We start from the raw sequence: 13,510 nt of genomic DNA on the forward strand, positions 1-13,510 counted from the left end.
ACTTACTGTCCCAACTTCAGGCGAGCGGTTTCGCCACTGGTGAACGGGGCGACATCGACCGCCTGGCCGTTGTAGCTCACCTGGGCGCCGCGGGCGAAGCCCAGGCGCACCGCAAACGGTGGCTTGCCGGTCAGTTCCAGGCTGTCGCCCTTGCGCTTGATGGCGCTGAACAGCACCTTGCCGTTGCCGTCGGTGACCTGGGTCCAGCAATCGGCGGTGAACTGGATGTGTACATTGGCGCCACCGGCGACGGCCGGAGCGGCCTCGCTGACCGGCGCCGGTGCTGCGGCCACGGGGGCAGCGGGCACCACGGGGGCGACCGGGGCAGCCTGCGTGCTGGCGACGGCCGGGGCCGGGGCACTGGCGAGCGGCGCGCTCGGCGCCACAGGGGCGGCCGGTGCGGTAGCGCTGGCGGGCGCCGCCGGGGCTTGCGCAGCCTCGGCCGGTGCCGCGTCAGGGCTGGCGGGTTCCAACGGCAGGGCCTGGCCCTCGGCTTGCTGGCCCTCGCTCACGGCCTGGTCTTCCGGCTCGTCCAGCGGGTGGATCTGGGTGGTGCCGTCGGCGCTCTCGACCTCGACGTGCTCCAGGGCGATCTTGGCCAGATCCTTGCCCCGCTGGCTGCTCTGATCCTGCCACCAGAAGAAACCACCGCCGACCACGGCCACCAGCAGCAGCAGGCTGACCACCCGCAGGATGTTGTGGGACAAGCGCACCGGCTCTTCGATACGGCCCAGCGCATGCACTTCGCTGCCCTTGGCGTGGCTCCCGGTGATCTGGTCGAAAGCCTCGACCAGCGGCGCCTGGTCCATGTCCATCAACTTGGCATAGGCGCGAATGTAGCCACGGGCGAAGGTGTGCCCCGGCAGCTTGTCGAAGGCGCCGTTTTCCAGGTTGTTCAGCGAAGATACCGTGAGGTTGAGCTTTCGAGCGACCTCGGCCTGGCTCCAGTCCCGCTTTTCGCGGGCCTGGCGCAAGACGTCACCGGGGTTCTGGCCAGTCGCTGCTGCTACTTCGGTGTGCGCGGCTTTCATCGTTGCTCCGACAGGTATTGCTGATATTCCGGCGTACCGGGATAAAGTCGTTGTAGTTGCTGGCCCAACCGGGCCGCGTCGCCCTGTTCGTCGAGGGCACGGGCCAGGCGGCTGCCCAGCAGCAGGCTGCGGGCGTTCTGGTCGCTCAGTTGGCTGAATCGATCGTAGTAGTCCCGGGCCGGCACATAATGCCTGTTTTCGTAAGACAACTCAGCCATTTCGAGCAAAGCCTTCGGTTGCCGCTGATTGAGCCGAAGGGCTTTTTCCAGATAGTCGCGCGCTTGCGCCGCCTGCCCCAGCTTCAGGGCGGTCAGGCCCAGGTTCTCGTACACCCGGGACCGCTCAGGATACAGGGTATCGGCGGCGGCCTGGCGAAAGTTCGCCTGGGCTTCGCCGAAACGGCCCTGAGCATATAGGAAACTGCCGTAATTGTTACGGATTCGTGTGTCACTCGGCTGGGTCGCCAGCGCCTTGGCGAAGTGCTGGTCAGCCAAGGCCGGTTCGCCTTCGGCCTGGAACACCAGCGCCAGGGCGGCGTGGGCATCGGCATCTCGGCTGTCGAGGGCCAGGGCCTTGCCCAGTGGCGCCTTGGCCTGTTCGGTCAAACCTTGTTGCAAATACCCAAGGCCCAACTGCACATAGGCCCTACCCGCGTCCTCGCGTCCCTGGCGGCTGGCCAGGGGATCGCCCGCGCCGCCGGACACGCAGCCGGCCAGCAGCGAAAGCGTCAGGATCGACAGCGCGGCGCGCAAGGTCATGGGCAGGTGCTCGTCAGGGGCGCGCGGCGCTGTCTTGCGGCTCGTCGGCGGCCAGCTGGCGCACGGCGATGTAGCGCTCGCTGCGACGGGTGCGGTCGTTGACCTGGCCCACCAACTGCCCACAGGCGGCGTCGATGTCGTCACCGCGGGTGGTGCGGGTGGTGACGTTGAAACCACCGTGGTGCAGCAGGTCCTGGAAACGACGAATGGCGTTGTTGCTCGGCCGTTCGTAGCCCGAGTGCGGGAACGGGTTGAACGGGATCAGGTTGATCTTGCATGGCACGTCGCGCAGCAGTTCGATCATTTGCGCCGCGTGCTCAGGCTGGTCGTTGACGTCCTTGAGCAGGGTGTACTCGATGGTCAGCACACGCTTGCCACCCAGGGTGGACATGTAGCCCATGCACGAGTCCAGGAGCATCTTCAGCGGGTACTTCTTGTTGATCGGCACCAGCTTGTTGCGCAGTTCGTCGTTCGGCGCGTGCAGCGACAGGGCCAGCGACACGTCGATGTGCTTGGCCAGCTCGTCGATCATCGGCACCACGCCCGAGGTGGACAGGGTCACGCGACGCTTGGAAATGCCATAGCCCAGATCTTCCATCATGATCTTCATGGCGGCGATGACATTGTCGAAATTCAGCAGGGGTTCGCCCATGCCCATCATGACCACGTTGGTAATCGCGCGGTCGATCTTGGCCGGGACGGTCCCGAAGGATTTGTTGGCAAGCCACACCTGGCCGATCACTTCGGCGGCGGTGAGGTTGCTGTTGAAGCCTTGCTTGCCGGTGGAGCAGAAACTGCAGTCCAGGGCACAGCCGGCTTGCGACGACACGCACAGGGTGCCGCGATCGTCGGTAGGGATGTAGACGGTCTCGACGCAGCTGCCGGAGGCAACGCGGACCACCCACTTGCGGGTACCGTCGGCGGAAATGTCTTCACTGACCACCTCCGGACCACGAATCTCGGCAACGGCCTCGAGCTTTTCGCGCAAGACCTTGCCGACGTTCGTCATGGCGGCGAAATCATCGACGCCAAAATGGTGAATCCATTTCATCACCTGACCGGCACGGAAGCGCTTCTCCCCGATTGAGTCGAAGAACTGTTCCATTTCCGCCAGGGTCAGCCCCAGCAGGTTGATCTTGTCAGTCGATGTCGTCATGGATTCACCCTCACCCGTAAGCTTTCGCTTAGCGAGTGGTTACCTCGGTAGCAGCGAAGAAGTAAGCGATTTCGCGAGCAGCGGCGGCTTCGGAGTCCGAACCGTGAACGGCGTTGGCGTCGATCGACTCGGCGAAGTCGGCACGGATGGTGCCGGCAGCAGCTTCTTTAGGGTTGGTAGCGCCCATCAGCTCACGGTTCAGAGCGATGGCGTTTTCGCCTTCCAGAACCTGGACAACGACCGGGCCGGAAGTCATGAAGGCAACCAGGTCACCGAAGAAGCCACGAGCGCTGTGCTCGGCGTAGAAGCCTTCGGCTTCGGCTTTGGACAGCTGCTTGATTTTCGAGGCAACGATTTTCAGGCCGGCTTCTTCGAAGCGGGTGGTGATCTTGCCGATCACGTTCTTGGCAACGGCGTCAGGCTTGATGATCGAGAAAGTACGTTGAACAGCCATGGAAAACTCCAGAATATTGAGTGTTACGAAAAATTAAACCCGCGAATTATACGCGGGTTCCAGGGGATTGCCTAACCTGCAGCGTCACGCTTAGTCGGCTTCTTCGATCCAGGCCGCCTGGATGGCCTCGAGCACTTTCTCACCGCCGCGTGACGGATCGTCGCTGAACTCTGGCAAGGCCAGCACCCAACGGTGCAGATCGACGAAATTCACATATTTAGGATCGACGTCCGGCTTGCTTTCTGCAAGCTGGATGGCGATCTCAAGTACATCAATCCATTTCAGGCTCATGGGGCAAACCTCAGTGCGGCGCTTCGGCGGCGTGGTTGAGCGAGTACTTGGGGATCTCGATGGTGAGGTCCTCGTCGCCGACGATCACCTGGCAGGCCAGGCGCGATTGCGCTTCCAGGCCCCAGGCCTTGTCCAGCATGTCTTCCTCGAGCTCGTCGGCTTCCTCGAGCGAGTCGAAACCTTCGCGCACGATGCAGTGGCAGGTGGTGCAGGCGCACACACCGCCACAGGCGCTTTCCATCTCGATGTGATGCTCGTGGGCCAGCTCCAGGATATTGGTGCCTGGCTCCACTTCAACCACCAGCCCGTCCGGGCAGAACTTTTCGTGCGGCAGGAAAATCACCTGGGGCATCGGTTACTCCTCGATCTCATTCAGGTTGCGCCCGGCCAGTGCGGCTTTGACCGTCGAATCAAGGCGACGGGCGGCAAATGCATCGGTCACCTGCGACAGACGCTTGGTCTGCTGCTCGATGGCGGCGCCATCGGTGCCGGTGAGCAAATCACGCAATTCTTGCATCTGGAAGGCAATGGCCTCGCGCTCGTCGCTGCTGAGCAGGCGCTCACCGTCGGCATCGAGGGCGCCCTGCACCGCTTCGAGCAGACGCTCGGCATCGACCTGGTGCTCGCGCAACTGGCGGGCCTGCTTGTCGGAACCTGCGTGCTCGAAGGAGTCCTTGAGCATGCGCGCGATCTCGCCGTCGGTCAGGCCATAGGACGGCTTGACCTGGATGCTCGACTCGACCCCCGAGCCCAGTTCGCGGGCTGCCACGCTGAGCAGGCCGTCGGCGTCGACCTGGAAGGTGACGCGGATCTTCGCCGCGCCGGCGACCATCGCCGGAATGCCACGCAGCTCGAAACGCGCCAGCGAGCGGCAGTCGCTGATCAGCTCGCGCTCGCCCTGCAGTACGTGGATCATCATGGCCGACTGGCCATCCTTGTAGGTGGTGAACTCCTGGGCGCGGGCCACCGGAATGGTGGTGTTGCGCGGGATCACCTTTTCCATCAGCCCGCCCATGGTCTCAAGGCCCAGGGACAGCGGGATGACGTCGAGCAGCAGCAGTTCGCCCCCTTCGCGGCGGTTGCCGGCCAGGGTGTCGGCCTGGATGGCGGCACCGATGGCCACCACCTGGTCGGGGTCGATCGAGGTCAACGGGGTGCGGCCGAACAGCGCGCCGACCGCTTCGCGCACACGCGGTACGCGGGTCGAGCCACCGACCATGACCACGGCGCTGACTTCTTCGAGCTCCACGCCACTGTCGCGCACGGCGCGGCGGCAAGCCTTGAGGCTGCGGGCGACCATTGGCTCGATCATGGTTTCGAAAGCGGCACGGCTCAGCTCGCCTTGCCAGGCGCCATGGCTGACACTGACCACGTCGGCGTCGGTCAGGGCTTCCTTGGCGGCGCAGGCCGTTTGCAGCAGTGCGCGCTGGGTAGCCGGGTCCAGGTCGGACGACAGCCCGGCCTGCTCGATGATCCAGCCGGCAATGGCGTGGTCGAAGTCGTCGCCGCCCAGGGCGGTATCGCCACCGGTGGCCAGCACTTCGAACACGCCAGCCGTCAGGCGCAGGATGGAGATATCGAACGTACCGCCGCCCAGGTCATAGATGGCCACCACGCCTTCGGCGTTCTGGTCCAGGCCATAGGCCACGGCCGCCGCGGTCGGCTCGTTGAGCAGGCGCAGCACGCTCAGGCCGGCCAGGCGCGCAGCGTCCTTGGTGGCTTGGCGCTGGGCATCGTCGAAGTAGGCGGGCACGGTGATCACCGCACCGACCAGCTCGCCACCGAGGGTGGCCTCGGCACGCTGGCGCAGCACCTTGAGGATATCGGCGGACACTTGCACCGGGCTCTTGGGCCCCTGCACGGTGTCGATGAACGGCATGTGCGATTCGCCACCGACGAACCGGTACGGCAGCTGCTCGCCCAGTTGCTTGACGTCCGCCAGGCCACGCCCCATCAGGCGCTTGACCGACAGGATGGTGTTCAGCGGGTCGCTGGAGGCCGCGTCGCGCGCGGCCTGGCCAACTTCGTTGCGGCCTTCGAGGTAGCGCACCGCCGACGGCAGGATCAACTGCCCCTGGGCATCGGGCAGCGGTTCGCTGCGCCCGCTGCGCACGGCGGCGACGAGAGAATTGGTGGTGCCCAGGTCGATACCCACCGCCAGGCGGCGCTGGTGCGGCTGGGGGCTCTGACCGGGTTCGGCGATCTGCAGTAGGGCCATGCTTATCTGAGTACCTTAGGCGTCATCACGGGCGACGCCGGGGTTAATCGTCGAGGCGCTCTTCGAGTTGGCGCACTTCTTGGGCGAGCTTGTCGAGGAACTGCATGCGGCGCATCAGGCGCTCGGCCTGGTCGCGCTCGGCAGCTACATCCCAGCAGGCGGCGAAATCCTCGTTGAGCTTGTCCTGGGCGGCCTTGAGGCGCTTCTTGAACACCCCCACGCCATCGAGGTCGGCTTCGTCCTGCAGCTCTTCGAGCTCTTCGCGCCACTGCATCTGCTGCAGCAGGAAGTCCGGGTCGTGCACGGTGACTTCCTGGGGCACTTCGTGGCCACCGATGGCCAGCAGGTAGCGGGCACGGCGTGGCGCGCTGCGCAAGGTCTGGTAGGCGTCGTTGAGGGCCGCGGACTTTTCCAGGGCGAGGCGTTGCTCGCGCTCGGAAGCATCGGCGAAGCGGTCCGGATGGACCTCGCGGGCCAGCTCGCGATAACGCATGGCCAGCTGGTCGAGGTCCAGGCGGAAGCCCGGCTGCAGGTCAAACAGGGCGAAATGGCAAAGAGTACCCACAGCCAGCCTCAGACGTTGAAGCTTTCGCCGCAGCCACACTCACCGCGCACGTTGGGGTTGTTGAACTTGAAGCCTTCGTTCAACCCTTCCTTGACGAAGTCCAGCTCGGTGCCATCGAGGTACACCAGGCTTTTCGGGTCGATGATGACCTTCACGCCGTGGTTCTCGAACACCTGGTCCTCTGCGGCCAGCTCGTCGACGAACTCCAGCACGTAGGCCAGGCCCGAGCAGCCGGTGGTGCGCACGCCCAGGCGAATGCCCTCACCCTTGCCGCGCCCGTCGAGGGAGCGGCGAATGTGGTTGGCGGCGGCTTCTGTCATGCTGATAGCCATCGGAACTCCTTACCTCTACCTTGCGTCAGTCGACTCAGATCAAGCCTTTCTTCTGCTTGTAATCGCGCACGGCTGCCTTGATGGCATCTTCGGCGAGTACCGAGCAGTGGATCTTGACCGGCGGCAACGCCAGTTCTTCGGCCAGCTGGGTGTTCTTGATGGTCTCGGCTTCGTCCAGGGTCTTGCCCTTCATCCACTCGGTGGCCAGGGAGCTGGAGGCGATGGCCGAACCGCAGCCGTAGGTCTTGAACTTGGCGTCTTCGATGATGCCTTGCTCGTTGACCTTGATCTGCAGACGCATCACGTCGCCACAGGCCGGGGCGCCGACCATGCCGGTCCCGACATCCGGGTCCTCGGCGTTCATCTTGCCGACGTTGCGTGGGTTTTCGTAGTGGTCGATGACCTTTTCACTGTATGCCATGGTGCAATTCCTTCCTCATCAGGGAGCCGCTCTTGCCGGCGACTGCTTAGTGGGCGGCCCACTCGATCTTGGAGATGTCGACGCCGTCTTTGTACATGTCCCACAGCGGCGAGAGTTCGCGCAGCTTGTTGACTGCCTTGCAGACTTCCTGCGCGGCGTAGTCGACTTCTTCTTCGCTGGTGAAGCGGCCGAAGGAGAAGCGGATCGAGCTGTGCGCCAGTTCGTCGTTGCGGCCCAGGGCGCGCAGGACGTAGGACGGCTCGAGCGAAGCGGAGGTGCAGGCCGAACCGGACGAAACGGCGATGTCCTTGAGCGACATCAGCAGCGACTCGCCTTCGACGTAGTTGAAGCTCAGGTTCAGGTTGTGCGGCACGCGCTGGGTCTGGCTGCCGTTGACGTACAGCTCTTCGAGGTTGGAAACCTGCTTGAAGAAGCGGTCGCTCAGGGCCTTGATGCGCACGTTTTCCGCGGCCATTTCCTGCTTGGCGATGGCGAAGGCTTCGCCCATGCCGACGATCTGGTGGGTCGGCAGGGTGCCCGAACGCATGCCGCGCTCATGGCCACCGCCGTGAATGATGGCTTCCAGGCGCACGCGCGGCTTGCGGCTGACGTACAGCGCGCCGATGCCTTTGGGGCCGTAGACCTTGTGCGCCGAGAACGACATCAGGTCGACCTTGAGCTTTTGCACGTCGATCTCGACCTTGCCGGCCGACTGGGCGGCGTCGACATGGAACAGCACGCCGCGCGAGCGGGTCAGTTCACCGATGGCGGCGATGTCGTTGATCGAGCCGACTTCGTTGTTCACGTGCATCAGCGAGACCAGGATGGTGTCGTCGCGCAGGACGGCCTCGACCATGGCCGGGGTGACGATGCCGTCTTCGCCCGGCTCCAGGTAGGTCACTTCGAAACCTTCACGCTCGAGCTGGCGAGCGGTATCCAGGACCGCCTTGTGCTCGATCTTGGAGGTGATGATGTGCTTGCCCTTGGTCTGATAGAAGTGCGCCACGCCTTTCAGGGCGAGGTTGTCGGACTCGGTGGCACCACTGGTCCAGACGATCTCGCGCGGGTCGGCGTTGATCAGCTCGGCCACTTGGCGGCGGCCGTTTTCCACCGCTTCCTCGGCTTTCCAGCCGAACACGTGGGAACGCGAGGCCGGGTTACCGAAGTTCCCGTCGACCAGCAGGCACTCGGCCATCTTCTGCGCAACGCGCGGGTCGACCGGGGTGGTCGCGGAGTAATCGAGGTAGATCGGCAACTTCATTGAGTATCTCCTATCAGGCGGTGGCGTCGCTCGTCGCTGCTATCAGTCGACGGCGGACGTCTCAATCTTGTCCAGCTGGGCGGTACGGCCTGCGACGCGGCGCAGGTCCTGACGCTGGGCGACTTCCTGCACCTCGCGGCGCATGACGAGGTCGGCCAGGCTGATGCCACTGAGGAATTCATGGATCTGCTGGCTGAGATCGCACCACAGGTGGTGGGTCAGGCAGGTATCACCGGCGTGGCAATCCCCCAGGCCCTGGCAGCGGGTGGCGTCGACCGATTCGTTGACCGCGTCGATAACCTGGGCCACCTGGATGGTTTCCATGCCCCGCGACAGCTGGTAGCCGCCGCCCGGGCCGCGAACGCTGGAAACCAGGCTGCTGCGGCGCAGCTTGGCGAACAGCTGCTCCAGATAAGAGAGGGAAATGCCCTGGCGCTCGGAAATATCGGCCAGAGACACCGGCCCATGCTGCGCGTGCAACGCCAGGTCGAGCATGGCGGTCACGGCGTATCGGCCTTTGGTAGTCAGTCGCATGGCGTATGGGTACCACGGGAGTTACAGGATGTGTGCGAGTATGCGATTCCCGAGCATTTAAGTCAACTATTAGACCTAGTGCTTTAGTCGGGTATGCATGCGGGAGGCGGGCGCGAGTGTAGCAGACAAGGGGCGCGAGCACACGCCCCTTGTGTCGGGCTGGCGCAATCAATGCGCCTGGGTGTCGCCCTGCTTCGCCTCGACGCAGGCTTCGGCAAACTCGTCGGCGGGCAGTGCCGGCAGCTCCTTGGCACAGTAGTCACTGCCCATCCGGGTCAGCGCGCCACACATGCCCTCCAGGCGCTCGTCGACAGCTTGCAAGTGATCGAGCATCTGGCCGATGGCGCGCGCCACCGGGTCGGGCATGTCGCCGCTGACCCCATAGGCGTCGAAGCCGATCTTCTCGGCCATGGCCTTGCGCTTGGCCTCGAGCGCGTCATCCTCGCTCTTGACGATGATCCGCCCGGGGATACCCACCGCAGTGGCGCCGGCCGGCACCGCCTTGGTCACCACCGCATTGGAGCCGATCTTGGCCCCGGCGCCGACGGTGAACGGGCCCAGCACCTTGGCGCCGGCACCGACCACCACGCCGTTTTCCAAGGTTGGGTGGCGCTTGCCCTTGTTCCAGCTGGTGCCGCCCAGGGTCACGCCCTGGTACAGGGTGACGTCGTCACCGATCTCGGCGGTTTCGCCGATGACGATGCCCATGCCGTGGTCGATGAAGAAGCGCCGGCCGATGGTGGCGCCGGGGTGGATCTCGATACCGGTCAGCCAACGGCCGAAGTTCGACACCAGCCGCGCCAGCCATTTGAAGTCACGCTTCCACAATGCGTTGCCCAGGCGGTGCAGCCAGATCGCGTGCATGCCGGGGTAGCAGGTCAGCACCTCGAAGGCGTTGCGCGCCGCCGGGTCACGATGGAACACGCTCTGGATATCTTCACGCAGACGCTCGAACATCTTTCAGTCCTTCCGTTTATGCGGCTCGCCCCGTGCGACTTTCTGGGTCTCGGTGAGGATGCCGCGCAAAATGCTCATTTCCGAACGATTGACCGCGCTGCGCCCATAGAGCCGGCGCAGGCGCGGCATCAGGTGCTTGGGCTTTTCCGGGTCGAGGAAGCCGATGTCCACCAGGGTCTTTTCCAGGTGGTCGTAGAACATCTCCATTTCGTCCATGGTCGCCGGCTCGTTGCTGCGCAGCGAGTTGGCATCGAACTTCTCGACTTTCGACGGCGCGCCTTCGGCCGCCAGCCAGGCCATGCGCACCTCGTAGGAGAGCACCTGGACCGCGGCGGCAAGGTTCAGCGAGCTGAAGTCGGGGTTCGAGGGAATGTGCACATGGAAGTGACATCGCTGCAGTTCTTCGTTGGTCAGGCCGGCGTGCTCGCGCCCGAACACCAGGGCGATCTCTTCGCCGCCACGGGCGTGCTCCACGGCCTTGGCCCCGCACTCGCGCGGGTCGATCAGCGGCCAGGGGATGCTGCGCTCGCGGGCGCTGGTGCCCATCACCAGGCTGCAACCGACCAAGGCATCCTCGAGGCTGTCGACCACCTGGGCATTGGCCAGGATGTCGTCGGCGCCCGAGGCGCGCGCGGTGGCGTCGCCTGACGGGAACTCTTTTGGCTGTACCAGCACCAGGCGCGACAGGCCCATGTTTTTCATGGCACGAGCAGCGCCGCCGATATTGCCGGGGTGGCTGGTATTGACCAGAACAACACGAATATTCTGCAACAAGGTGTTGAGCTCACGGAGTAGGGATAAAGGGGCAAACGATCTTACAGAAGCGACGGACGTAACGCCACGAAAGCGCATCTGACCCTTCTGCCGTCGTGGATTTCTGATAGACTATGCGGCTTTCCTCTTTAACATCCCAGGTGAAACGCCCATGCAGCCTATGCTGAATATCGCCCTGCGCGCCGCTCGCAGCGCCAGTGAACTGATTTTCCGCTCCATCGAACGCCTGGATAGCATCAAAGTCGACGAAAAGCAGGCCAAGGACTACGTCTCCGAGGTCGATCGCGCCGCCGAGAAGGTCATCGTCGATGCCCTGCGCAAGGCCTATCCGAACCACTCGATCCAGGGTGAAGAGACCGGCCTGCACGCCGGCTCCGGTGAAGAAGGCAAGGACTACCTGTGGATCATCGACCCGCTCGATGGCACCACCAACTTCCTGCGTGGCGTTCCTCACTTTGCGGTCAGCATCGCCTGCAAATACCGCGGCCGCCTTGAGCACGCCGTGATCGTCGACCCGGTTCGCCAGGAAGAATTCACTGCCAGCCGTGGCCGTGGCGCCCAGGTCAATGGCCGGCGCATCCGCGTCAGCTCGCGCACCAGCCTGGACGGCGCCCTGCTGGGCACCGGCTTCCCGTTCCGCGACAGCCAGATGGCCGACCTGGACAACTACCTGGGCATGTTCCGCGCCCTGACCGGCCAGACCGCCGGCATCCGCCGCGCCGGCTCCGCCAGCCTCGACCTGGCCTACGTGGCCGCCGGCCGCTTCGACGCCTTCTGGGAGTCGGGCCTGTCCGAGTGGGACATGGCGGCCGGCGTGCTGCTGATCCAGGAAGCCGGTGGCCTGGTGAGCGACTTCAACGGTGGCCACGACCACCTCGAGAAGGGCCACATCGTCGCGGGCAACATCAAGTGCTTCAAGGCCGTGCTGACGGCCATCCAGCCGCACCTGCCAGAGCACATGAAGCGCTGATCGCTTCGGGCATAAAAAAAGCACCCTCGGGTGCTTTTTTTTATGCCTATTGTCCCGCGAACCACGCCCCCTTGCAGGAGCGGCCTTGTGTCGCGAAAGGGGCGCGAAGCGGCCCCAGGATCTGTGATATGCCGCGAGATTGCCGGGGCTGCTCCGCAGCCCTTTCGCGACACAAGGCCGCTCCTACACAAAGCAGCCCGCGCCGGGATCACTGCCCCGGCTGATTCTGGCTCAACACCAGCTTGCCATTCTTGTCCAACGGAATGGTCGAACCTGGGTCACGGTCCATCTTCACCTTGCCCACCTGGTCACCGATCGAATAGGTCACGTTGTAGCCCACCACCTTCTCGCTCAGGTCATTGACCGTGTTGCAGCGAGTCTGGGTAGTGGTATAGGTGTCACGCTCCTGCATGTACTCCTGGGCCTTGTTGCCGGCATAACCGCCACCGACCGCACCGGCCACCGTGGCGATCTTCTTGCCGGTGCCGCCGCCGACCTGGTTGCCCAGCAGGCCGCCAGCGAGCGCGCCGACCACGGTACCGGCGATCTGGTGCTGGTCCTTGACCGGCGCCTGGCGCGTCACCGCCACGTCCTTGCACACCTGGCGCGGCGTCTTGATGGTTTCCTTGATCGGCTGCACGTCGGTGACCTGGGCGTATTCAGGCCCTTTGTTGACCAAGCTGTAGGTCGCCACAGCACCTCCGGCGGTTACACCGACAGCACCCAGTACCGCACCCACCAGCATTGATTTGTTCACGTGAACCTCCTAGTCATACCCGCGGGGTCTTGGCCCGCCTTCTCCCTGCCTTGGAGCAAAAAAAAAGGCGCGAGTTCAACACTCGCGCCTTTCTTTACGCCAAACGGCGCGGGACGAAGCCTTACGGACGCTCGTCCACACCCTCGGTCTTCACCGGCGGGATCAGGTCTTCGCTGTTCAGGTTCAGCCAGATCAGCACCACGTTGGCGATGTAGATCGACGAGTAGGTACCCGCCATGACGCCGATGAACAACGCCAGGGAGAAGCCGAACAGGTTGTCGCCGCCGAAGAACAGCAGCGCGGCGATGGCCAGCAAGGTCGACACCGAAGTGGCGATGGTGCGCAGCAGGGTCTGGGTGGTCGAGACGTTGATGTTCTCGATCAGCGAGGCCTTGCGCATCACCCGGAAGTTCTCGCGCACCCGGTCGAACACGACGATGGTGTCGTTGAGCGAGTAACCGATGATCGCCAACACCGCCGCCAGCACCGTCAGGTCGAAGGTGATCTGGAAGAACGACAGGATACCCAGCGTGACCACCACGTCGTGGACCAGCGAGATGATCGCGCCCACGGCGAACTTCCACTGGAAGCGGAAGGCCAGGTAGATGAGGATGCCGCCCAGGGCCAGGAGCATGCCCATGCCGCCCTGGTCGCGCAGCTCTTCACCCACCTGCGGGCCGACGAACTCGACGCGCTTGACCGTGGCTGGGTTGTCGCCGCCGGCCTTCTGCAGCGCCGCGGCCACCTTGTTGCCCAGCTGCGGGTCATCGCCGGGCATGCGCACCAACAGGTCGGTGGTGGCGCCGAAGCTCTGCACCACGGCCTCGTGGAAGCCGGAGTCGACCAGCTCGGCACGCACGGCCTTGAGATCCGCCGGACGCTCGTAGGTCAGCTCGATCAGCGTGCCGCCGGTGAAGTCCAGGCCGAAGTTCAGGCCTTTCTGCCACCAGCTGAACAGCGCCAGCACGGTCAGGAGCACGGTAATGGCGAACGCGACATTGCGCACGCCCATGAAGTTGATGGTTTTCATC

General features: G+C 64.2%; 17 protein-coding genes. 1 reads left to right on the plus strand and 16 read right to left on the minus strand.

The features are described 5' to 3' along the window. Positions 1 to 2 precede the first annotated feature (2 nt). From KSS95_RS23190 to trmJ, 14 genes are all read right to left on the minus strand, one after another. Entirely contained in the window at positions 3 to 1,031 is a 1,029-nt protein-coding gene (locus tag KSS95_RS23190; protein ID WP_217850031.1) for a RodZ domain-containing protein, read from the minus strand. Continuing rightward, entirely contained in the window at positions 1,028 to 1,789 is a 762-nt protein-coding gene (pilW, locus tag KSS95_RS23195) for a type IV pilus biogenesis/stability protein PilW (RefSeq protein ID WP_217850033.1), read from the minus strand. Before pilW ends, KSS95_RS23190 begins: the two co-directional genes overlap by 4 nt. A gap of 13 nt (positions 1,790 to 1,802) precedes the next feature. Continuing rightward, a complete protein-coding gene (gene rlmN, locus KSS95_RS23200) occupies positions 1,803 to 2,945 on the minus strand; it encodes a dual-specificity RNA methyltransferase RlmN (protein WP_217850035.1) in 1,143 nt (380 codons plus the stop codon). A gap of 28 nt (positions 2,946 to 2,973) precedes the next feature. Then, positions 2,974 to 3,399, minus strand: a complete 426-nt coding sequence (gene ndk / locus KSS95_RS23205; RefSeq protein ID WP_008092560.1) for a nucleoside-diphosphate kinase — start codon at positions 3,397 to 3,399, stop codon at positions 2,974 to 2,976. A 90-nt stretch (positions 3,400 to 3,489) separates the two neighbouring features. Further along, positions 3,490 to 3,690 (minus strand): Fe-S cluster assembly protein IscX, encoded by a 201-nt coding sequence (iscX, locus tag KSS95_RS23210; protein ID WP_027920277.1) that lies wholly within the window; start codon positions 3,688 to 3,690, stop codon positions 3,490 to 3,492. A gap of 10 nt (positions 3,691 to 3,700) precedes the next feature. Beyond that, positions 3,701 to 4,042, minus strand: coding sequence for an ISC system 2Fe-2S type ferredoxin (fdx, locus tag KSS95_RS23215; protein ID WP_134689986.1), 342 nt, complete (start codon positions 4,040 to 4,042; stop codon positions 3,701 to 3,703). A 3-nt stretch (positions 4,043 to 4,045) separates the two neighbouring features. Then, positions 4,046 to 5,908 carry a Fe-S protein assembly chaperone HscA gene (gene hscA / locus KSS95_RS23220; protein ID WP_217850037.1) on the minus strand — a complete coding sequence of 621 codons (1,863 nt, stop codon included), beginning with the start codon at positions 5,906 to 5,908 and terminating at the stop codon, positions 4,046 to 4,048. A gap of 43 nt (positions 5,909 to 5,951) precedes the next feature. After that, the gene (hscB, locus tag KSS95_RS23225) at positions 5,952 to 6,473 is read right to left on the minus strand and encodes a co-chaperone HscB (RefSeq protein WP_217850038.1); all 522 of its coding nucleotides are present in this window, start codon (positions 6,471 to 6,473) and stop codon (positions 5,952 to 5,954) included. An 8-nt stretch (positions 6,474 to 6,481) separates the two neighbouring features. Further along, positions 6,482 to 6,805, minus strand: coding sequence for an iron-sulfur cluster assembly protein IscA (gene iscA / locus KSS95_RS23230; protein WP_023630636.1), 324 nt, complete (start codon positions 6,803 to 6,805; stop codon positions 6,482 to 6,484). Positions 6,806 to 6,839: 34 nt separating this feature from the next. Then, the gene (iscU, locus tag KSS95_RS23235; protein WP_007929523.1) at positions 6,840 to 7,226 is read right to left on the minus strand and encodes a Fe-S cluster assembly scaffold IscU; all 387 of its coding nucleotides are present in this window, start codon (positions 7,224 to 7,226) and stop codon (positions 6,840 to 6,842) included. Between the two features lie 46 nt (positions 7,227 to 7,272). Further along, positions 7,273 to 8,487: an IscS subfamily cysteine desulfurase gene (locus KSS95_RS23240; protein WP_217850040.1), complete on the minus strand. Its 1,215-nt coding sequence runs from the start codon at positions 8,485 to 8,487 to the stop codon at positions 7,273 to 7,275. Between the two features lie 42 nt (positions 8,488 to 8,529). Beyond that, positions 8,530 to 9,021, minus strand: a complete 492-nt coding sequence (gene iscR / locus KSS95_RS23245; RefSeq protein WP_008092572.1) for a Fe-S cluster assembly transcriptional regulator IscR — start codon at positions 9,019 to 9,021, stop codon at positions 8,530 to 8,532. Positions 9,022 to 9,189: 168 nt separating this feature from the next. Continuing rightward, positions 9,190 to 9,978, minus strand: a complete 789-nt coding sequence (cysE, locus tag KSS95_RS23250; protein ID WP_217850042.1) for a serine O-acetyltransferase — start codon at positions 9,976 to 9,978, stop codon at positions 9,190 to 9,192. Between the two features lie 3 nt (positions 9,979 to 9,981). Next, the gene (gene trmJ, locus KSS95_RS23255) at positions 9,982 to 10,752 is read right to left on the minus strand and encodes a tRNA (cytosine(32)/uridine(32)-2'-O)-methyltransferase TrmJ (protein ID WP_217850043.1); all 771 of its coding nucleotides are present in this window, start codon (positions 10,750 to 10,752) and stop codon (positions 9,982 to 9,984) included. Between the two features lie 151 nt (positions 10,753 to 10,903). Here trmJ and suhB point away from each other — a divergent pair, with 151 nt between their 5' ends. Beyond that, the gene (gene suhB / locus KSS95_RS23260; protein WP_217850045.1) at positions 10,904 to 11,722 is read left to right on the plus strand and encodes a type III secretion system regulator SuhB; all 819 of its coding nucleotides are present in this window, start codon (positions 10,904 to 10,906) and stop codon (positions 11,720 to 11,722) included. A 208-nt stretch (positions 11,723 to 11,930) separates the two neighbouring features. Here the strand turns inward: suhB and KSS95_RS23265 are convergent, their stop codons facing one another. Then, a complete protein-coding gene (locus KSS95_RS23265; protein WP_217850047.1) occupies positions 11,931 to 12,479 on the minus strand; it encodes a glycine zipper 2TM domain-containing protein in 549 nt (182 codons plus the stop codon). 121 nt (positions 12,480 to 12,600) lie between these two features. After that, positions 12,601 to 13,509: a protein translocase subunit SecF gene (secF, locus tag KSS95_RS23270; protein WP_134689994.1), complete on the minus strand. Its 909-nt coding sequence runs from the start codon at positions 13,507 to 13,509 to the stop codon at positions 12,601 to 12,603. Position 13,510 lies beyond the last annotated feature (1 nt).

Source organism: Pseudomonas muyukensis, from assembly GCF_019139535.1.
GTDB lineage: Bacteria > Pseudomonadota > Gammaproteobacteria > Pseudomonadales > Pseudomonadaceae > Aquipseudomonas > Aquipseudomonas muyukensis.